Origin of the sequence: Vibrio sp. 1557 (assembly GCF_033340175.1) — a bacterium.
Classification (GTDB): Bacteria; Pseudomonadota; Gammaproteobacteria; order Enterobacterales; family Vibrionaceae; genus Vibrio; species Vibrio alginolyticus.
In genome coordinates, this window is record NZ_JAWOVZ010000010.1 from 125111 (window position 1) to 145326 (window position 20216).

Below are 20216 nucleotides of genomic sequence, written 5' to 3' on the forward strand. Positions count from 1 at the left end.
GACGGTGATGCCGAGATAGCTTTCCAGAGTCAATTAAGGAGACGAAAAATGAGACACATACTTAACCTAGTTGCTTTAGCAGTGATTCTTCTTGGCGTTGCTATGATTGAAACTAACGATAATCAATGGGGTTTGGCTGTAATCAGCGTAGCGGTTGTTTTCTGGTTGATGCCTCTGCTTAGGCTTGTTCATAAAAATGCAGTAGTAATGGTCGTCTTTTGGTCTGGCGTAGCTTACTTTTCATGGCAGGTTGCCGTAGTTGCTCTTTTGGCGTTTGTTGTTTTTTCGGCCACAGCTTCAATCAAGCGCGTTCCAAATACTCCTGCTATTAAAAAGCAACGGTTTATAGTTAATCCTTCTTCTGGTCTGGTGATGAAGAACAAACACTTTGATATCGCTGGCAATGGATTTGCCATTCTCTAGGAGCCATCCTTGCCTCCTAGAGCCCTTAGCAATCTACTTCCACTGAGCCGAGATTGGCAATCTCAATTCTCGTATGACTTTTCCCGTTTGCACTAACAGCTGATATGAGTATATGAGCTGACAATTCAGCTGACTCGTCCATAGTTAAGCCTTGCTCAATACAACTCTGAATGAACATTTCCGCAAGCTCTTTCTTTTTAGGGTCCATTCTATTTGTTCTCCGTGATAGTAATTGCCATAGTTAGATGCTGATTTTCGCTCTCTGGCGCACCTTTTTTAAAAGGAATGATATAGCCGGATTCTGGAAAACCTTCGGCTACCGTGTAAACAGTATCGCTCCCCTCTTCTGTTGGCTTTTGGGCAAATAAAGCTAAAGCTTGCCCTTGATGCTCTTCGTTTAGTAGCCAGAAGGATTGGTTTTCATGTGTGTGTAGCTCTCCATTTGGATGACGCACAAGATATTGTTCAGAGCCATATGCGTCACGCTTCTCTCGTACTTGAACGATATAACCAACAGCATGGTCGAAATCATACTCACTACACATATGTACGACAGGCCCTTTGCTGAACCTGTCGAACATCCTGGTTATTGCACCAACGGCTTAGTCCTGCTTTATCACATTGCTCTGGCATTCTTGCTATCCCAGATTTTTTTGATGTTGCAGAGTATTGAAACGCAACTTGCTTTTAACCAAGCAAAATGTGGCACCTAAGATGGTGCTTGCGGCTAAATAAGCAACGGAGATAAGCGTGATGCGATCCCAATCTAAAGGTGAAGTAGAACCAGTAAAATGGGTTACAGCAGCAAACTCCAGAGCCAGGACTAAAATACAAAGCATGGATACAACCAGTGTGCTTGGTGTGTTTGAAGGTTTGTTCATAATGTACTCTCCAGTAATCACGAGTTTATTTAACACTTCGACCGACACAGGCCAAAGCAGGATTCATCCAAAAGCCAGCAAACGAGCTAAACAACTCAGCTTGTGTTCGCACGTACTCTAAAATTAAGTCACATGCAACCCAACGTCGCCCCGCTCTCTCCGCTGCCAGTCCGGTTTTATTGCTACCAGAAAAGAGATCAACCACCAGCTCATCTTCATTGGTTAGGAACTCAATAGCGAATGATGGAATGTCTGTAGGAAACATTGCAGGGTGTGGTGGTAAACCCAATTCCTTGGCTATCTTCCTTACTGCTGATGTATCAGCACAACGATGACCTCGTTGGATTATGTTTTTAGGGATCTTGCCTTGCGTTTTATTGGAAAAGGCATTCCCTCTTAATCGGTAAGCACCATCACCGTAAGTAGCGATACGACTATCGCCCCCTTGTTCGAGTAATTTCTTATGTTGCTCAGTGTGCTCTACCAAAACTCTTCGGTTATCAGAGCGAACTCGGTCTGGATCGTTCGTAAACCAGTAAACAGGTTCCCACGCGGAACAAAGCTGCATACGGTTAACGCAAGCCCATTGGGTTGGAGCTGGTGGCTTGGATGTGTTTATCCAGGGCCAACGGTCCATTAATGAAAGCCCTAATCGATCATTTAGAGCTAAGACCATACGTTCAAGGTAAGTTGAACGCGAAGGGCGTTTACTTTCAAAAATGTCGTTACTCACGTTGAGTACCACAGAACCCCCTGGCACCAAGTTTTCTACAATTGGTTCCAAAGACTCGGTGATAAAGTCCACCCATGCCTGTTCACTAACATTCCCATACCCGCGCTCGATTTTTAAAGGATACGGAGGGGATGTCACACAAAGGTGGATCGGTTCTCCAAGCTCTGTGAATACCTTTTTGCTATTTCCCCAAATAGCGATGCCTAGATTTGTTGAATATGCGACAAGCTTTACTTCGCCCATTGCTTCATGAAGCCCTTTTTTATTTTTGTTTGCCAGCTTCTATACGCCACGCTCACCGTCCACTTTTTGGATGATATTCATGGACTTTAATGTTTGCTGAAACCAACGAATTTTTCTTTTGATAGGGCTGTGTTGTGCCTTGGCTTTGCCGATTTCGGCTTTAGTATTGATTTCAGCCTCTGATAGCCCGGCTATACTTGCTACCTTCGCATATAGCTCGGCATTGGTCATTGGACCATCAGCTTGTGCATAAGCTTCTTCCACATGGAAAAGCTCCAGCTGCCCCTGCATGTTTGGTTTCATTTATGCTCCAGACCAATATTAATAATTCATAGAATCATTTTATAGTTCTTTAAATGAAATGGCAATATCTAAATCCTGTAGAGATGTCGGTATATCTCTTCGATGGAATTGAACTAATTGGATAATGGGAGCTCTTTAAAGTGATTCATTGTTGAGTTTATGGCGACTTAGCTAGGGTAACGTTTTGTAAAATATGAGATTCCTGCCAACTTATGCCACAGACTTTCACATGTGAAAGTGCGAGTTGGATCTTCTTTATCTATAATGAGATCCTTGCGATGTTCTGACAGAACATTTTATGTTCATTGATAAGATCTACTATATTAACTATTACTTATCGTGAACCTTTGAAAGCAACTTATTTATTGGGTAAATATTAGTGTTTAAATTAAATACACTGCACGAAGCTGTGCCTGGCGTGGATCTAGATAGCCTGCCAGACATTAAAGCAGTAATAGGCCAAGCAGAACCGCTTGAAGCAAGTATGATGACGGTAATTGCATATCGTGAAATGCATAACGCCAACATTTTGAACCTTAGTGAGCGAGAGCGATTTTTTTTGAGTATGTCTTTGATGAAATGCTTTGTGGAGAAAGGGCTTCTATCGTCAGGTGATATGATGAAGTACCGACTTTCACATGTGAAAGTCGGCTGAGGATTTAGTGGATTTGTGTCGGTTGCTGGCACATTGGACAAACGTTACCGCGATAGTTAGGCAATACCAAAACTCTACTTGCCACGTTAACTAAGATTTTGTAGAGCAACATTCTCGCCGTTACCAAACCAACTGCAAAACACCCACCGTAACCAACAACTCTATTTTGAGCAGCTTTTAAGTACTCTTGCCCTATGAGTTCTTCTGCGTTCTCGTAGTTTGTAAGTTCGGTCATAGTTGTTAGATAGACACCTCTAATCTCTTGGGCAAGGAATGCCGCAACACAAAAGATAATGATGGTACACAGTATTCTTACATGGGTTAAGCGGGATATCCCCGCTTTAAACTCATAGTAGATATTGAATACAAGGGAGAACATAAGAGCAAAAAGTAGTGGCTCTGGAAGCGTCAGCTGGTGGAGGTATATCCGGATCAGGCTGATATAGACAAAAATACCAAATACATTCAAAGCCAATGTGCTTACATCCCTACCCAGTTGGTTGTTAATGGATAGTTTCACTTTTTACGTCTCCATTCCCAAGGTGGCATTCTTTCTGCCTCCGGCAATGCCCATAAGCCTACACCATTCTGTTTTGCCTCTTGCTCGTAAGAAAACAGTTCAGTGCTTTTTGCATACCGCCTGTATACCCATGCGTTACCCGTTTTTACCAGTTGTCCGTTTACCCACAAATCATCGACGTAGATATGACCAACAATGCGGCCATAACGATCAACGTCGGTTTGTTCTACACGAACGACTTTCCCACCCACTATAGAAAGAAGGGCTTGTTTTGCTTTCTTTCCCCAGGGTTGTTTCGACTCGGGTGTGTCGATTTCTGCAAGTCTAATACGGTGTTCTTTTTTACCATCGGTACACTGATAGGTGCCAGTGCATGAGGCATCTGTGAGGACTTTTATAGTGTCACCATCGCTGACTCGTACCACCTTCCCATAAAAGGTTTCAGCCATAATTGGTGCATTAAAAACGAAGTAGAGAAGGGTGGTAGTTAGAATTTTTTTAAGCATGATTAATTCCTTACTGTTGTCCTGATAGAGCATTCCACATTTGTTTGTGTAATGCCGAAATAGCGGTATAGGCCCCTTTCATTTCTGGTCGCTCCAGTTCCTTCAAGAACCAAAGAGACCCTAAGAGAATCGCTAAACATCCACCAGCCAGCATTAGATCATTGAACGTCATGAATAGGCTGTACCCAGACAAGCAGACATTGCACAGCATCCAAATTTTAGTGAAGAGCAATCCAGTTGAGTGATAGGTTACAAGCAAGTACGAAATGAAAGATGCGCATACTAGAACTAAAATTGGACCTCCCAACCACGTCGTCCATGTTTGAGTACCAAGAGGCGAGGGTAGTTCTAGTAACCATACTCCAGCACTCCAAATTACAGCTGATGCCATCATGTAGGCTGCTGCCATTTTTATCATCATTTGTGGTTTCATAACACTCCTTACCTATTCCACTTTCACATGTGAAAGTTGTTTTTAGGTTGTTTTTTCATTTAATTCCGATCCATAGCTGTGACGGATACTGTCATCGTTGAACCAGAAGCCCTTTTTGGATGGGGACTTAGTAGTCTCCAATCAAAAAGGCCCCAATTACTGGGGCCGCTTTCACATGTGAAAGTCAATTTGTGCTGATAGAGATAAATACTGACTTTGTGCCATTTACATCTTTCAGCCATGACATTGCACCATAATCTCCATCGACCATCGCGCTGTACCGTTCCCGCACACCTAGACCACACAAGAGGTCATCAATCGCTGTTGTTGGGTCACAGGATGGACGATATGTTTCTTGCCAATGGATATCTCCAGATTCGATGTATGCCTCTTTGATATGGAAGTACTCGCCATTCCAAGTTGTATATAACTTGTCGTCATTTCCAGAAAACAAACGTGGATATATAGCACCGTTTGAATTGAGCTCTGTGACGTTACTTGCTATGGATTGTTCTAATGTGGCAAACATTAGCTTCTCTGTTCTGATGGTATTGCCAACAACATTGTCGCGTTGACGCCACACAGCATGAACATCTCCATTGGTACTGGTTAAGCTAGCTTGCCCTGCATCGGCACTTATATTGGGAATGCCTGAGATAGGAGAGTAACCATTGTTGTCATTACGCCATGTTACGCCGATTAGGTCAGAAGAACCCGACCCTCGGCTTTCAGACCATAGCGCATAGCTAGTAAGGTTAGTGTTGATAGATGCTAAACCACTCTTGACTCCATCATCATCAATAACGCTGCGTTCCACTACAGGCGTATTGAATGGACCAAGTTTGACGGTATGTTTGGCTAGGACATCATTTTCATCATCAGCGCCCTTTTCGATACTTAGGATTTCAAGTACGCCAGGAGAAGTTTCTACTGAATGTATCGAGATAGCACTTTTAACTTCACCGTCACTGTTTGTTTTTATATTTCTCGAAAGTTCTGTCGTTGCAATGATATTGGCTTTTGTGCCGTCGTTGCTTAACCAGGCTATTGCCAATGCATTTGTATCGGAGCCAAAAATCGGAGTTTGCCAGATAACGATGCTTTGTCCTGACGGGTCAGTGAAGAGAGTGTTGTCGGTGATTTTTACTCGACTTTCCTCATTCGTAGCTGCCGCGTCAGTCATAAGTACATGATCAACTTCTAATGGTGGGGACCATTCTTGTGTTGTTGCGTCGTAATAGGAAACGTTCAGTTTCTGGTTGTTACTATTGTCTCTCTGTACCCATGTAATATAGGCATTACCATGATTTGAAAGGCTCATTTGAACAGAGCTCTTGTAGTGGTTTTCATCGACAATGAATGGTTGCCAGTCTGATCTTAGTATTTCACCAATATCGGCACTTATCTTGACTTTGTTAGGTACATTGCCATTCGCATAGTCTTCGATAGGGGCTACAGAAGCATATAGCTCATCCGGTTTGTCATTGTTGGCTTCTTCGACCCAGGCACTGTATAGAACAGCCGAACCATTTTCGTTTTGTAGCTGGATGACAGGAAGTGTTGCATCTCTTGTTGGAGAGCTCAGTAACACTTCTTTTTGCCATTCTCGCTTAGCGACCGTTGTTGTTTCTGTTGAGTTGTCTTGGTTATTGCTTTCACTACCATTGCCATTGGAAGTAGTTCCAGTGCCTCCACTGGAACCACCACATCCTGCCAACACTGATAGTAGAGCAGCTGCTAAAGCTGTTCTTCTTAACATCAATTACATCCTCTGTTGTTAGTTGTTTTCGGATTCAATCATCATTTTTCGAATGATGGCCGCGATAGCTTGTGATGGCTGTGCCCCACGAATAAGCTGAGTTTTCCCAGTTTGGTTATCTACGATGAAAGTCGCTGGTGTACCTGAAATGCCATTTTCAGTAGCTTGCTTCACATCTGCTGCTATTTTCAGGTCGTAACGGCCAGAAGCTAAACACTCTCGAACTAGGGAAGCATCGGCACCAACACTCTCAATAACTTCTGCCAAATTAGGCACTCCACCACCATTGCCTTGTGATTTGGCAAATACTTCGTCTAAGAACACCCAGAATCCACGGTTGCCTTTTTGTTCAGCAACACATTCCGCTGCTAACGCTTCTTTTTCTGCCGCTGGGTTATGAAAACTCAATGGCAGATGTTTCCATTGCCAGTTGATATTCCCGTTACTTGCATCCACCACTTCTTTTGGTGTGTCGTGGAATTTTTTGCAGAACGGACACTCCAGGTCAGAAAATTCCACCAGCGTGAATCGAGCGTTCAGGTTTCCATATATGCGTTTATCGTCAGGCACTTGTTCGGGAGCTGATTCGTATTTTGCGTATTTAGCCTGAATATCCTGTTCGCGTTTCTGTTGAACGAAATGTTCCAGTGCTTTTTGAACTGCATTGTTAAAGCGCTCTTCTGATTTAAAGCGATAGTCACTTTCTAGTTGAGTAATCTTCGACTGGAGAGAATCGCGCTCTTGAATGAGCAACTCTTTGGTCTGGTAAATTTGATATCCCACTGTAGCGACAGACGCTCCCAAAATTAGGGTCATAGCAGCACCAACGGCCAGTAGCTTTTTCTGCATTGGACTGAATGATTTTTGTTGTTGTGGTGTGGTTTGTTCTGACATTACATTTTGTCCTTAGTAAACTTTTACAGTTGCCAATTCATGAATCAGGGTTGAAGCTTCCATTTTTGCGCGTTGTGTTAAGCGCTTAACGATGTCTTCACTTGGTGAGTAATCAACGAGGTTTGTTTCTTCTATAACATTGCGAGAAATAGAGTGTAGGCTTCCTAAACCATCAATTAACCCAATCTCAAGTGCTTGCTCTCCATTCCAGATCAATCCAGAGAACACTTTTGGATCGGCTTTGAGTCGTTCACCACGGCTCTCTTTTACTCGCTCGATGAACTGCTGGTGGGTTTTCGATAGCACTTCCTTCCAGAAGCTAGTTATCTCTTCTGAAAGAGGGGAGAATGGGTCTAACAAAGCTTTGTTTTCACCAGATGTTATAGCTCGTCTTTCAATACCCAATTTTTCCATGAGCCCGGTAAATCCGAAGCCAGAACTGATGACACCAATAGAGCCAACCATACTTGCTTTGTCCGCATAAATTTTGTCTGCGGCCACGGCGATGTAATAGCCACCAGATGCACCGATATCATCAATTACAGCGATAACTTGTTTTTCTGGGTATTCTGCTTTTTGAGCTTGAATCTCTTCGTATATTCGACCTGCTTGCACAGGGCTTCCACCAGGACTGTTTATTCGTAGAACGACAGCTTTTGCATGGGGATTTTTGAAAGCAGCCTGAATGGAAGGTATTAGATGATCTTCATCTGCAAGTGAACCCGCAGCGATTTCTCCTTTGATATTAATGAATGCAACATGTGGAGTGTCAGCTTTGGATGTCTGCCAAGGTAGTCCTCCTGGATTTGAAGCTACGGTTAGAAATGCAACTATCATAAGGACAAAGCCAAGGGAGCGAATCAACTGAATCCCTCTTCGCCATCTTCTGTCTTTTACCTGTTCCTTATGGAGGGTAAAGACCAGATCTTTAATCATGTCTTTTTCCCATGCTTCTGGTTTATTGTTTTCACTCATGTTTATTCCTTAGTTGTGGTTTGTTTTCGACCTGGGTGAGGTGGAACCAGAAACAGCTCCCATTCTTCCTCGGTTAATTTGTTCTCTTTCGCTAATTCAAGTTTGTCGGCTTGTTTTAACCTCTCTGATAACGTGGATTCCGCTAACCCGAAATTAGTAGCGACTGCCGCAACGGAAGGGTATCCCTTGCCATTTATCACAATTTCAACATCGGCTTTTCGATTAGGGGGAATAGCGTTGAGTACCTTTTCCCAGTCCATATCTGAAAGCTCGTTACATCGTGCCTTTTCCAATAATTCTCGATGTCGAAGTCTCTGGTAGAGAGCCGAGTACGTTAAGTTAGCGGCTTCGGCTAGATGGTTTAACGTGGGGTAGGAATCACCTTTATAGGTGATAGGTTTGTTGGCCGCCTTTGGGCCCTTGTTTGGAGCTGGTGGTTCAGATAAGACTGAGTTCCAGTTCTCATCTGTCATAGTGTTGGTTTGGTAGGCTTTTAATAGCCCTTTATCCCTAATCCTTGAATAGAGAGTCCTTTCTGCTTTACCAGTTTGTTGGGCCAGTTCGGTTAAACTAGCGTAGGGTTTTCCTTTGACGTAAATAGGTGAACTCTTTCTTCGCCTTGCTTTACGTTTTTTAGTCTTTTTTTCTGGGCAAAATGTGCCAGCTTCTCTTTGTTCTATGAAGACAGAGCTAGTTTCTGCGTTGAAGAACTCATCCGCTATTCTATTTTTAAGCTCCGTTGCCCTGGCTATGACGACATCAAGCATTCGATCAACAGCCACAGCATTTGCTGCACTATACGGAACCAGCTTTCCTTCGCGGTTGCGTTTAAGGCTAAGTGCTTCTGCTTCTCGGCAAAGCTCTGTACATTGAATAGCGAAATGTCCGGTATCTTTCATTAGGTATGATGAAATGATGCCGCTCATTTTCCTCGTGAATCTTGAAGTCATATATTGAACATGCCCATCCATCAACTCCTGGCTTTCTATACCAAGCTTTCTGGACAGCTCTTCAATATCTTTTTGTTTATAACGGAAAGCCGAGTGTTTTAAGCTTTGTGCATTACGAATAAGCTCTTGACTCGCGCCATGTCTCTCCAAGTCGGATATTAGGAATGGGGCCAATAGATCCATGCGCACTACACTCCAACTCCAATGACCTTCAAGACAAATAGGCATAGCATTGAATAGAAGGGGGTTAGCAGTAGAGATGCCATGACCATACCGAATACTCGTGCTGGCATTTTTTTAGCGTACATAACCATCCAAGGCATCATTGCACATAAGGCAGCGATCATTGCTCCACCAGCGCCAAGCTCAGGGAAAAGCACTGATTGGATAAGGATAAACAGGCATTGAGCATAGCCAGCTTGATTCAATGGCTTGTTACTAAGGTTTTCTTCACTTTTTTCTGGTGTTTGAGTTCTTTCCACATTTCGCTCCTTACGCCAACTCTGGTTCACCGAAGTATTGACGGTATAAGTCGTGATCATTCGCTAACAGACGCTTGACTGTGCTTTCATCAATCTCATTAATTGCCATGATTAGGATTTGGTCTTTCCCAATCACACTCATATCTACAGTGAACCAAGTGCCTCTGACCGATTTAGCAAGAATTTGTAGGTTCCAAGGCACTTTTATCTCGTTGGCCGCAGTGATGTTTGAAACCTTAACAACCGTTGCATCCTTCCCGAGCCAGCGTTTGTTATCAATGACAAGATCCATATTGTCGAACGCTGATTTGGCTGCTTTTTTGCGGATTTCTATGATGGAGTTTGAGCCTCCATTCTTGGCCGCAAGCCAAAGAACTACCCCTAATGCTGTACAGGCGACGATAGGTTTACCTGCAAGACCAGCAATTACTCCGCCGATAGATATCAGCAACATCATTGCTTTATTGATTCTTGTTAATGGCATAAGCCCTCCTTTGCCATGAGAGTAACGGATAAACAGCAAAAGCTTCTCACGGCAACATGCCCAATAAGGGCAACTGAGAACTCAATGAAACAATCCCTCACACGAACAGGACGTCTTTATTAGTCCTTGCCTAATAGCCTGATATTTGTAGTAGAGAGAGACGACTTTTTTTTCATTCAGTAACTTTGTTCTGATGTAACGAACCTTGTTCTTTCCGTCGGGCTGTGGGACAACCGTTCTAACGTACCCGTAATCGGATACCTCTAAGTTGTATTGATTTTTAAGAATCACTCGGTATACAGATAGCTGGATTACATCCGATTCAAAGATCCTGTTATCTTTCCTTAACTTGGTATCCAGAGGGATAAGGACTTTCTTTTTTGATAAAAAAACCTGATCAACTCTTCCATGCAGAGGTACAGGTAGTGTTGTTGCCACATCTTCTTCACAAAGAAACAGAGTTGCGTTTCTCAACTCTTTTGGCATGTTTTCTTCACTCCACCAGCTGAGCACCTCATGCAAATGCTTTTTCCGCCATAGGTCTACTTTGGCAATTAGAAATGGAGCGACAATCAGTGAAACTAACAACAAGACTATATTCATAAGATACTCTCGATTACTTTATAGTATCATTATATAGCCCCTTAAATATTTGTCACGTAGCCACTTAGGAAGTACTAAGCATTTAGGTTCGGTATGAGGGAAGGGGTAGCGTGAAAGACTTTTAGGGCAGGGAAGAGCCCCGTGTAGAAGGGGCTATTGCAGCTGGTGGAGCACTAGTGAAGCAAAGAGGGGACTTTCACATGTGAAAGTCTACCGTCAGACATCATATCTAAGGTGTCTACATCTAAATTTGAGTCTCTTAGCCCTTTTCCTTCGTAGACGATATCTGGTGTGCAGCTTGATTTAAATACGCCGTGGGGAATATGATCGAAATCCCCAAGCCACATTCTAAGTCTGAGATCAACGATGTAGTCTCCTGGCAATGTAATCCAGCAATGAGGGGTTACTACGTCTCCTGACGACTTTTCTGTTACATAGCCGAACATGCAACAGTGTTCAACGTTGGCTTGTTTCAGAAGATGGCTTACTAGATAAGTCATTCCATCACAGTCAACCTGACAGTCCTCCAACACAAACAGAACTGTTTCTAATTCAGAAAACCATTCCTCATTGATCATTTGAAAGTTCCTTTTTATTTATCTCATTCTCAAAAGGGTACGGCTTTCTTCTTTCCGCCAATTCAATGTCTGCTCCGCACTGTTTACATAACCCCTGTTCCTTTGCACAGCTGTCGCAGACTGCATCAGTAGCAGTTGAGCCGAACTGCATTGTTTCTTCGCAAACACCACAAGGTTTTGATGTTATCGCAGCTCCTCCTATTCGTTGAGAACGAGCGTAATAGCAACATAAACACAAATGCATGGACTCTCGTTTTTCCTTTTCGACGTCAGAGGTAATCCTTTCGGCAAGTTGGAGTATGTGCTGGATTTGTTCTTTAGCTCTTTTGTTTCTATATGAAATTGTTGAGCGTGTAATTTGTTCTTTCTGCTGCTGCATGTCTACCTCCTGAAAAAGGCAATCTCCCTAAGCAAAATGCTTGGGGAGAGCTAATTAGTTCTCTGGGTGTATGAACAATAGAGGTTCGCCATTGTCGAGTAGATAAGGCGTTTTAAATTTAGATTCACCTACCTGTATGTTCCCAGATGCTACGTAAACATAAGCCCAAGAGGGAAGTTTTCCGCTTACAAGTGAATATATTTTGTCGCTTGGGACATGGCTACCTTTGCCGGGAGTAACTCGGAATCGGTTGTAGTAAACACTGTGGTTTGATTCAAAAGCATACGAATCAATTTCATCGACTCCGACAAAGCTAGGGGCCTTTGCTTCGCGGGGCTCAAAGACTTCGGTTGCTATGTAGCAGAGATCCACATTTGTCATGCCTGGTTTGTATATGGGGCAACCGTACTCTTCACTGTGAAAGTAGAACTCTACTTTGCGTTCGGAATTGCCATTTGTTGCTTCATACTCTAATCCCATTTCTTCTAGCGTTGATTCAATGGCCGTTTTCATTTCAGACAAAAGTTTTTCTTGAGCATTTTTGGTGGATGACGCTTCGGACTTTGGCATCCATGCAATTACGCTGTTTCTGGATGCTGTGTCGGGCTGCTCTAAAAGAGAGGTGACAAGCCCCAATCCTAACCCTGATGTTAAATCTAGGTTCGCACCGAAGGAGGAGGTAAACAAAAGAGAGTTTGTCGCAGCGCTGCCTGCAAATTGCAAAGACTCGTAATTCTCTCTTGGGACGTATTTGTCACTTACATCGTACAATCCACCAGCCTGCGCGATGTTATATGCACGACTGTGTGATTCATCGTATGACACTGGTTGGGAAGTTGACGCACAACCAGTCATTATTACCGACATTATTGACACGCCTAAACCTATTAGTTTTCCATTTATCATTACCTAACTCCTAAGTTGTTTTTAGGTTGCTTTTGTGTTCCTTTAGTGAACAATGCAACTTTACCTTATCTATCAAAACACTACCTTAAAGGCACTTTGCTTTTCTTGACGGCATTCAATCTATTTTTATGCATACCCAGCATTCAATCTAAATGTCGTCTTTGGGTTGCTTTTCGATATTTCACATTGAAAAGCCAAGTCCGTTTTCGGTTTGCCTTTTAAGCTCATTATATGACCTTATAAAGATGATGCAATACACTAATTCACGGCTGGTTAAAGTAAATGTCAGTACGGTCGATTAAAGAAAATCAGTGTCCTATGCTTTTTATTGGACGCTCAGAATTGGCTTGGAGAGCCTTGTATGGAATTTGTCGTTATTACTTTCTTTGGATTAGCTATATCCACGCTGGTGGTGCAATACACTTCTCGGCGTACTAACGGAACAACGCTAAGTTATTCCCAGTCTTTTAAGGTCGTCTTAATTCGCAGTGGAGTGGCTGTGGGGGCTGGGTTTTTGATTGGTAGATTGTTCTCAGTAGCGATTTCAAAAGGCTTTCTGAATAAGGATGTTTTGATAGAACAACCTCTGGTTGTTGCAGGTATAGTTGCGTTTTGCGGCCTAGCTTCGTTCCTGGCATTTCAGTGGGGTTACTCAAAGATTTCCGGCAAACAGGTCTCTCTGTTGTCAGCTCTCAAGTTCGCAGTCAAAGAGATAGGGTACTTTATGTTACTGCTTGCTGGAGTGTTTGTTCTTTCGTTAGCTCTGTTTGGTATTGTGGAGGTTATGGCGAGTAATGGTTCTGAGTTGTCTATCCGGTCTTGATTCGATGTGTGATGTTATTTCGGTGCTCGGAAACATCACCAAACCGGGTTCTAATTCATTGATTAGCCTCTAGTGCTATTTATCTTCTTTGCTTTCACCAAAGCAGTTCCTATGGACCGAAGGAAACACAACTAGGTAGTACCAAGCATTACATAAATCCTTCGGTATCTTCAAGACATTCATATCTGCATCATTTTTTATGACGTTCATCGTATGGCGATAGTGAGCTGGATACCGCGTTTGCAAAGGTAATAAAGCTCGCAATACTTGAGAATAGAACTTCTGAGCTGGCCGCAAGGCAAGTATACACATTGATTTTCTGGATTAACGTAAGACCAGCAAGTGGTTTCGTTAACTCTAGGACCTGCACTGTTGGAGTCTTTTAGGTTGCTAATTGGTAGAGCTCCCTAATTTGGTTTTGGGGTAGGTTTGATATTGATTCATAGACATAAGGCGCGATCGGTTAACTGATCGGGTCTGTATGTTAATTGGCTTGGTGTGTTCTGGTGCGTCATTTGTGTTTTGTCACGCTATGTTCTGCTGTGACATTGTTAGAGCTCTCGTCTCGTTCGAATTTTACCTGGCAATCATGTTTAGTATCCGATTGGTGATTTGTAGAGGGCAGCGTTGTGTTTGGGGGTAATCACCTAATGGAAGTAAGCCGAGAGGATGTAAGCCATTATTTCGACTCTGACATTAAAACCTTTGCTGTGTCTCAATGCTGCTCTTAACAACGTGCAAATTCTGTGTATCAGTAAGGTTTGTTGTGAGGTGACAAATGATGTTTTTATCCACAGAAAAAGTGGATAAGTTTTGTACTAACACCAATTCCTCTGTGTCTTGTGAGTGCAAATTACCCTTGCTTAACTTGCGTATAAAGCTACTAGTGATAGCAATCCCATAGCGAACGCACCGCTTAAACATAGTTGCAGCACACGACGGCATTTAACTTGTTTGTCTGTCATAAAGCGCTGTGTGGCACTCTCATAGGAGAAGTGAGCAAATTCACCTCGCAATGTATCACTGGTTCCGTTAAAAGCGTTAGAGAGCTTTCTAGGCGCTCTCTCGTTGATCCTTTTACTCACTCGTGATCGTTTGATCATTTTTTCACATTTGCCTAATTTTGCCATTTCAGTGGCTGATACAGAATTCATGTTGGTCTCCTTGGTTCATTGTTCTTATAGTTCAACCTTTCGCTTATCAATAAGTTTTTCGTAGTCATTCAGAAGCCTACGGATCTTCATTAGTACATTTGAGCGTTGTCTTAGCACTGCGTAGTATTCTTCGGTCATTTTTATGGACTTGAACTCATCGTCAGTGGCTTTTTTGAATGCTGACAAGTCGTATTGATTGCCTGTCCCTTTCTTGAGGTATGTTGAATACACTTGGGATTTACCCCCCTTTGGATCTGGCTTGAAACGGTTTAAAAACCATTCGGCAGATAGGCTTCTTCCATTCATTCTTGCCCTAGTTCCGAATCGCCATTGATTATTTTCGTCCTCTTCTTCTCTGGCTATTCTGTTTGATGCCCAATGTACGTCTGCTCTTTTCTTTGCTTCAACGATAAGAACTTTCATCTCTTGCTCTAGTGCGGTTTGTATCTCTAGAACAAAGTCTCTTGATATTGCTTCAATGTCATCAAGGTACAGTTCAGATCTTTCATCCTCATTTTTGGGATCTAACAAAAGATCCCAGTCTATATTTGCCTTCTTACTGGTTTTATCCGTACTCATTTCTTAGGCTCCTGAGCTGGCTTTAGCGTGGCTAATAGCAAAATTCCTAACCAATTCCTATCCAAATACCTATCTATCTGGAGGATTTAACTCTTTTATCCAGATAGATAGGTACTCTCTTACGATAGCTCGTGAATTATTTTTGTCAACGCTCTATCTATCTGGATAATTTGTTACCAATATCCTAGATATTGCAATCTTTATGATTATGTATCGGTTTTATCCAGATAGATATAGGATTTCTACTCATAAATATTTCACTATACACCAGCGAGGTTATTAAAGAGTCTTGAGCAAATGCTTCGATTGTTGCTTTTTTTTGGTTTTTTTAATCGAAAAGCAATCTAAACGCCCCTTTTGGGCAATTGTGGAGGCGGTCTTGGTAAATGTCGTGATGTAAATTGTCTCTCATCGGCTGAATTGCATCTAAAAGCCATCTTGTGATTACTTTTTGATTTAATAGGAGTGGGGCATGTTTGTTCTTGGTCTAGATATTGGATACTCAAACTTAAAACTTGCATACGGAGAGAAGGGGGAAGAGCCTAAGGTTGAAGTTCTGCCTGTAGGCGCTGGGCCAGCAGAGCTTATGCCTCAGCAGTTAATGGGAGGCGCGTCTAATTGTATCCTGGTGGACATAGACGGAGAAAAATGGGTCGCTGGGGTAGAGCCAGATCGATTGCAGGGTTGGGAAAGAGAGTTACATGGTGATTATCCCTCAACCAAATCGTATAAGGCTTTATTTTTAGCTGGCTTACTTTTGAGCGGACGTTCAGAGATTGATGTTCTTGTAACTGGTCTTCCTGTTGATCAGTTTATGGATAAGTCTAAGAGAGATGCACTTGTTGAACGTCTTACTGGTGAGCATCAAATTTCACCTAAAAGAAAGGTGCTGGTGAAATCAGTTGTAGTCGTGCCTCAGCCTGCCGGAGCGTATATGGATGTGGTTAGTTCTTGCGATGATGAGGAACTGTTAGAAATCATAAATGAAGGTCGAACAGTTGTTATTGACCCTGGGTTTTTTAGTGTTGATTGGGTCGCTCTCGAAGAGGGGGAGGTACGTTATCAATCTTCTGGTACGTCTCTGAAAGCAATGTCTATTCTTCTACAGGAACTAAATAGACTAATACAAGAGGACTATGGTACGGGACCTGGATTAGAAAAAATCGAAAAAGCTATCCGCTCGAATAAGAAAGAATTGCTTCTACACGGTTCGAAAGTTCCTCTTAGTGAGTACTTCGATAAGGCTGCGTCTAAGGTTGCTCCAAATGCATTAACGCCTATGAAGAAGTCTATGCGTGAAGAAGGTATGGCTGCTGATGCTGTGTTGCTTGCTGGTGGAGGAGCTTCGGCTTACAAAGAAGCTGCAAAAGAACTGTTCCCTCATTCAAAGGTTGTGGTTCCTTCCAACGCAGTGGCATCGAATGCTCGTGGTTTTTGGTTCTGCGGCTAGTTAAGGGGGACATATGGCTAGTAGTGATTGGGATGGGAAAATTAGTAATTTCAAAGTCTCAGAGCAGGCATTTCCCGAGCTTTATCAAGAGCTATCTCAAATGCATCATAAGGAACGTTGTGACCGTCTTAGATGTTTAGCTATGTTAGGTATGTATGCTCTTAGAGGTGGGGCAATGACTACAGTCCAACACTTTAGCCCTCCACTTGAAGAGCAGGTTGAAGAGAAAAATAATAAGTTAGACAAAGCTAGGAATGGGTTGAAAGGTAAATTGCTGCAAAGTGTATGACGCAGATTGTAAATAGAGCGTTGTTCCAATAGAAAAGGGGTGAGAAATCTCACCCCTTTTTTAATCAATGAGCAAATCAAGCATAAGAATAGTTGCTTTCATGGGTGAGCGATTCTTCTTCATTTTTTCCGCTACATGCTTGGTTTTTACAGAAAGGGCAATCCACACTTGTTCTTTGATTAACTGATGTGAAGTAGTTGCACTTGCAGCTATGACAAGTTTCTATCATAGCTTCACCAGAACGCAGCTCTTGGGCTAAACACCACGCATCGGTGATGTCGAGCATCTGCCAACGAGTTCCTTTCATTCCAGGCGTCTCATTTCTAATAGCGCAATACATTTGGTAAGCCACATGGAGTGCATCAATGTTTATTGAACGAAGGGCCGCTTCGCCAGCTATATTGTAATAAAGCTGCATCAATAGAGACGCTTCAATCTTTGATGTATGGCTATGAATCAAAGTTGCACCTCCACGCGCAGTTCTACTCTTCCTGCAAATTTCAAGACCTTCATCTTCTAGCTCTTTGTACATTCTACGTACTTGCTTGTAGGTAAGTCCTGTTTCTACCATGATGATCTTGGTAATGTATCCAGCCAAAGCCATGTTCCTAGCCGATATCCATCGGGCCAAAGAGTTTGAATTACAACTCATTGCCGCCTCCCGTTGTAGTTATAGATTGTTGATGCTTCTTTAAAATGAGGTGTGTAACCCTTTGTTCGTCACTGTCCAGAATTTCTCTCACCAGCTCAGGTGAAAACCTGATCGAAAATGGCATGTCCTGGCTACATGCTAAGTTTCTTAGTTGATTATCAGAGGCTTGAGATACGATTTTTGTAAGGTTGACTGAGACCCCGAAAGTTTGCGCTGCAATATTAATGTCTTGCTGTGACACTTTTCCCATAAGCAGCCAATATGCAGCCCCAAATCCAGAGTCAGAAGAAGGCGTCAAACAAATTTGATCGAAGGATTGCTCCAAGTGTGAGATATAGATTTTTTCTGGCGAGGAAAGCTTAAAAGAAAGGATTACACCTGATGATAAGAGCTCTAATTGATGCTTTGTAGCATCCGCAAGTGCTTCCACTGTTTCCAGTGGAAGAGAAAATTGCTCCGAGACTTCTCGTGGGTGGATTTCTGCTAGGTGCTTCAACAATGTCCATAAAGACAGATCAAATTCGTAAACATTTCTATCAGCCTGGGATTCACTAAGAGAGGCAATATTCATATTGTAAGAACATGAGTAGTCCATCCTAAATGCCCTCAGTATCCAAGTTTCTATAAATGGCAAGGATTCGACTGCCGTAATTTCTTGCTCTAGCTTCATCAGACCAGGTGTAATAACGACCGATGCCTAGCTCCAAATCTCCAGGAGCGGACGAAATGCACTGGGCTAAGTAACCAGCTCCGACGTCAACGTTTTTAGCAGGGTCCAAGAGCTCATCTGGAGAACTTACTTTATCTCCATGCCAACGCAGATTGATTTGCATCATACCTACGTCAACATTTCTTCCGTGCTGAGCGAGAAGTGCATCGAGTTTTAACTTGGCTGATTCGAGAGAGGTCTCGTAATGAGGACCACCTTTGAGTGTCCTTAATGCCCAAGGCCAAGGGCTAATGTTTCCATCACCTCGACCTGTAGCTGACTCAGCCAACGCAACAGAGTACAAAAGCTTCGCTTCTACACCGTGTTTTATTGCTGCCTTTTCGAATACTGTACCAGTTAAGTCAATCGCGTTTGCTACGCTAGACATCCCGAGCAACGTAATTGCTATAAACTTCTTGACCCTTGCCATATATGAAAACCCTTATTTTCCTAGCCAGTCCTTCGGGGTGATCCCTTAAACTTTCAATTTTTCTTTTGGTAATCCGTCTTCGTATCTTTCCGGCCATATCTCAGTAGGCTTTTTGTTTAACGCTTGTGCGATAACGTACTCCCAGCGCGGGGACGGTTCGTACAAAGTGTTAGAAAGTACTTGTCGAGATGTTTTGTGCTCCCTTGCCAGGGATGCCAGGGATTTCCCTTGTATCTTTAATTGATACTTTATCCAACTGCGTTTCTGTTCTTCGTTTTGGGGAATTTCGCTATTCAAATACATCCTTTGTCTCTCTATTACCAAACTCTTTTTAAAGTTGCTTTCTTGTCGTTTGTTGACATTTCTTGACGTATTATGACCTTATTTATAGGATCATAAAGTGAGCCTATCAACAGAAAAAAACTTTAAAAATAGTTTTATCTTGCGTGGTAACGTTTTTTGCAGTAAGCGAATTGAAATTTGAAGTTTAATTTTTATGCAGGTGCTTTTGACCTGCTAGAATTTTATGCCCAGTTGGGTTGGAGTCATGGGCTATAGGCGTACCATTCGGGGGAGTGGTACGAAGAGGCAGAGTACCAAAAAGGAATGTACTCTACGTGTGTGTAGTAAGCTAAATAAGGTTTAGGAACCGAGCGGGCGCTGGTTCCTAATAAATTCACAACTAACCCTAAGGGTGATTCTTATTAATACTCTGACTTGCAGATGGGATCAGATGCAATTGCAACCATTACATTTGACCGAATAGGGTGCATTTTAACCACTAATAAAATTATAATCAACTGATTTCACAAATGGTTCTTTATTATATTTAGCGTATTCATCACATTTTTGCTGAGTGAAAGTCACATTTTTCATATTTTTCTATATGAAGATGGCGTTATAGGCACTTTCACATGTGAAAGTGAGTAGTAGAAGACGGATTCATGGTTGCATTATTTGATTCTGTGTTATATTGGTATTATGAAATTCGTTGAGGGTAAGAGCATGAAGCATGTCATTAATATTATCGGTTTGTTTCTGTTGCTGCTGGGGTTTGTTATGGCAGCGGATACTGCTTGGGGATGGGCTTTGATGTCTGTTCCTGTAATGTACTGGACGTTGGGGTTTGTGTTATTGGTTCATAAAAGTCCATTTGCAGCGATTGTTTTCTGGTCTGCTGTCGCATACATACAGTGGCAAGTAGCATTGGTAGCAATGATGGCTTTTATTCTTTTCGTTGGGATGCGCGCTGTTTATTCTGGTGGTGTTAATAAAATAGGAACTGGGAGATGCGCAAAGAAAAAACGACACAATCCCGCTACAGGTTTGCCAATGATGGGCCACAAAGGTATGGATGTAGATTCAAATGGTAATCCTTTTAATACCTTCTAAATAAAAAGGAGCACTTGGTGCTCCTTTTGGA

Annotated in this window: 28 protein-coding genes; 6 read left to right on the top strand and 22 right to left on the bottom strand. The window is 42.5% G+C overall.

The genetic code is table 11. The features are described from left to right. Positions 1-48 precede the first annotated feature (48 nt). Positions 49-423 (top strand): hypothetical protein, encoded by a 375-nt coding sequence (locus tag R7070_RS13995; protein ID WP_052715035.1) that lies wholly within the window; start codon positions 49-51, stop codon positions 421-423. Positions 424-632: 209 nt separating this feature from the next. Here the strand turns inward: R7070_RS13995 and R7070_RS14000 are convergent, their stop codons facing one another. Genes R7070_RS14000 through R7070_RS14015 form a run of 4 tightly spaced genes read right to left on the bottom strand, consistent with a single transcriptional unit; the run spans position 633 to position 2583 of the window. Continuing rightward, a complete protein-coding gene (locus tag R7070_RS14000) occupies positions 633-1004 on the bottom strand; it encodes a hypothetical protein (RefSeq protein WP_180827199.1) in 372 nt (123 codons plus the stop codon). A 57-nt stretch (positions 1005-1061) separates the two neighbouring features. Next, the gene (locus R7070_RS14005; protein WP_014386860.1) at positions 1062-1304 is read right to left on the bottom strand and encodes a hypothetical protein; all 243 of its coding nucleotides are present in this window, start codon (positions 1302-1304) and stop codon (positions 1062-1064) included. A gap of 25 nt (positions 1305-1329) precedes the next feature. Then, positions 1330-2280, bottom strand: coding sequence for a DNA-methyltransferase (locus tag R7070_RS14010; RefSeq protein ID WP_046224247.1), 951 nt, complete (start codon positions 2278-2280; stop codon positions 1330-1332). Between the two features lie 39 nt (positions 2281-2319). Continuing rightward, positions 2320-2583, bottom strand: coding sequence for a hypothetical protein (locus R7070_RS14015; protein ID WP_226977602.1), 264 nt, complete (start codon positions 2581-2583; stop codon positions 2320-2322). 379 nt (positions 2584-2962) lie between these two features. Between R7070_RS14015 and R7070_RS14020 the strand changes: the two genes are divergently transcribed. After that, on the top strand, positions 2963-3238 hold the full coding sequence (locus tag R7070_RS14020; protein ID WP_032073047.1) for a hypothetical protein: 276 nt from the start codon (positions 2963-2965) through the stop codon (positions 3236-3238). 4 nt (positions 3239-3242) lie between these two features. Here R7070_RS14020 and R7070_RS14025 read toward each other — a convergent pair whose 3' ends face one another. The 12 genes from R7070_RS14025 to R7070_RS14080 all read right to left on the bottom strand — a co-directional run bounded on the left by R7070_RS14025 (position 3243) and on the right by R7070_RS14080 (position 12668). Then, on the bottom strand, positions 3243-3758 hold the full coding sequence (locus R7070_RS14025) for a hypothetical protein (RefSeq protein WP_032073046.1): 516 nt from the start codon (positions 3756-3758) through the stop codon (positions 3243-3245). Continuing rightward, complete coding sequence (locus tag R7070_RS14030) at positions 3755-4264, bottom strand: thermonuclease family protein (protein WP_041154785.1); 510 nt, start codon at positions 4262-4264, stop codon at positions 3755-3757. The genes R7070_RS14025 and R7070_RS14030 overlap by 4 nt, the downstream gene beginning before the upstream one ends. Before the next feature lie 10 nt (positions 4265-4274). Beyond that, the gene (locus tag R7070_RS14035) at positions 4275-4685 is read right to left on the bottom strand and encodes a hypothetical protein (RefSeq protein ID WP_131815226.1); all 411 of its coding nucleotides are present in this window, start codon (positions 4683-4685) and stop codon (positions 4275-4277) included. A 196-nt stretch (positions 4686-4881) separates the two neighbouring features. Continuing rightward, positions 4882-6456, bottom strand: a complete 1575-nt coding sequence (locus R7070_RS14040) for a hypothetical protein (RefSeq protein ID WP_032073045.1) — start codon at positions 6454-6456, stop codon at positions 4882-4884. A gap of 18 nt (positions 6457-6474) precedes the next feature. After that, positions 6475-7350: a DsbA family protein gene (locus R7070_RS14045; RefSeq protein WP_032073044.1), complete on the bottom strand. Its 876-nt coding sequence runs from the start codon at positions 7348-7350 to the stop codon at positions 6475-6477. Between the two features lie 12 nt (positions 7351-7362). Further along, a complete protein-coding gene (gene sppA / locus R7070_RS14050) occupies positions 7363-8325 on the bottom strand; it encodes a signal peptide peptidase SppA (protein WP_014386852.1) in 963 nt (320 codons plus the stop codon). 2 nt (positions 8326-8327) lie between these two features. Beyond that, on the bottom strand, positions 8328-9458 hold the full coding sequence (locus tag R7070_RS14055; protein ID WP_014386851.1) for a hypothetical protein: 1131 nt from the start codon (positions 9456-9458) through the stop codon (positions 8328-8330). 5 nt (positions 9459-9463) lie between these two features. Next, positions 9464-9757, bottom strand: coding sequence for a hypothetical protein (locus R7070_RS14060; protein ID WP_014386850.1), 294 nt, complete (start codon positions 9755-9757; stop codon positions 9464-9466). 10 nt (positions 9758-9767) lie between these two features. After that, the gene (locus R7070_RS14065) at positions 9768-10241 is read right to left on the bottom strand and encodes a hypothetical protein (RefSeq protein ID WP_014386849.1); all 474 of its coding nucleotides are present in this window, start codon (positions 10239-10241) and stop codon (positions 9768-9770) included. 776 nt (positions 10242-11017) lie between these two features. Beyond that, positions 11018-11422, bottom strand: coding sequence for a hypothetical protein (locus R7070_RS14070; RefSeq protein WP_014386847.1), 405 nt, complete (start codon positions 11420-11422; stop codon positions 11018-11020). Further along, a complete protein-coding gene (locus R7070_RS14075; protein WP_014386846.1) occupies positions 11412-11801 on the bottom strand; it encodes a hypothetical protein in 390 nt (129 codons plus the stop codon). Before R7070_RS14075 ends, R7070_RS14070 begins: the two co-directional genes overlap by 11 nt. A gap of 54 nt (positions 11802-11855) precedes the next feature. After that, positions 11856-12668, bottom strand: coding sequence for a hypothetical protein (locus tag R7070_RS14080; RefSeq protein ID WP_181726419.1), 813 nt, complete (start codon positions 12666-12668; stop codon positions 11856-11858). A 400-nt stretch (positions 12669-13068) separates the two neighbouring features. On the opposite strand from R7070_RS14080, the gene R7070_RS14085 reads away from it, so the two are divergent. Further along, positions 13069-13530 carry a hypothetical protein gene (locus R7070_RS14085; protein WP_014386844.1) on the top strand — a complete coding sequence of 154 codons (462 nt, stop codon included), beginning with the start codon at positions 13069-13071 and terminating at the stop codon, positions 13528-13530. 863 nt (positions 13531-14393) lie between these two features. Here R7070_RS14085 and R7070_RS14090 read toward each other — a convergent pair. Both R7070_RS14090 and mobI read right to left on the bottom strand, forming a co-directional pair. Continuing rightward, on the bottom strand, positions 14394-14684 hold the full coding sequence (locus tag R7070_RS14090) for a hypothetical protein (RefSeq protein ID WP_014386843.1): 291 nt from the start codon (positions 14682-14684) through the stop codon (positions 14394-14396). 24 nt (positions 14685-14708) lie between these two features. Then, positions 14709-15263 (bottom strand): conjugative transfer protein MobI(A/C), encoded by a 555-nt coding sequence (gene mobI, locus R7070_RS14095; RefSeq protein WP_014386842.1) that lies wholly within the window; start codon positions 15261-15263, stop codon positions 14709-14711. A gap of 472 nt (positions 15264-15735) precedes the next feature. On the opposite strand from mobI, the gene R7070_RS14100 reads away from it, so the two are divergent. Together R7070_RS14100 and R7070_RS14105 are read left to right on the top strand one after the other, a co-directional pair. Beyond that, a complete protein-coding gene (locus tag R7070_RS14100) occupies positions 15736-16713 on the top strand; it encodes a ParM/StbA family protein (RefSeq protein ID WP_014386841.1) in 978 nt (325 codons plus the stop codon). Positions 16714-16726: 13 nt separating this feature from the next. Beyond that, positions 16727-17002, top strand: coding sequence for a hypothetical protein (locus R7070_RS14105; protein ID WP_014386840.1), 276 nt, complete (start codon positions 16727-16729; stop codon positions 17000-17002). Between the two features lie 76 nt (positions 17003-17078). On the opposite strand, the gene R7070_RS14110 is transcribed toward R7070_RS14105, so the two are convergent. Genes R7070_RS14110 through R7070_RS14125 form a run of 4 tightly spaced genes read right to left on the bottom strand, consistent with a single transcriptional unit; the run spans position 17079 to position 19096 of the window. After that, entirely contained in the window at positions 17079-17606 is a 528-nt protein-coding gene (locus R7070_RS14110; RefSeq protein ID WP_342749706.1) for a FlhC family transcriptional regulator, read from the bottom strand. Between the two features lie 37 nt (positions 17607-17643). Then, positions 17644-18249: a hypothetical protein gene (locus tag R7070_RS14115; protein ID WP_014386838.1), complete on the bottom strand. Its 606-nt coding sequence runs from the start codon at positions 18247-18249 to the stop codon at positions 17644-17646. A 1-nt stretch (position 18250) separates the two neighbouring features. Next, entirely contained in the window at positions 18251-18793 is a 543-nt protein-coding gene (locus R7070_RS14120; RefSeq protein ID WP_014386837.1) for a transglycosylase SLT domain-containing protein, read from the bottom strand. A 45-nt stretch (positions 18794-18838) separates the two neighbouring features. Next, positions 18839-19096, bottom strand: a complete 258-nt coding sequence (locus tag R7070_RS14125) for a transcriptional regulator (protein WP_032073043.1) — start codon at positions 19094-19096, stop codon at positions 18839-18841. A 702-nt stretch (positions 19097-19798) separates the two neighbouring features. Between R7070_RS14125 and R7070_RS14130 the strand changes: the two genes are divergently transcribed. After that, positions 19799-20185, top strand: a complete 387-nt coding sequence (locus R7070_RS14130; protein ID WP_109320325.1) for a hypothetical protein — start codon at positions 19799-19801, stop codon at positions 20183-20185. Positions 20186-20216 lie beyond the last annotated feature (31 nt).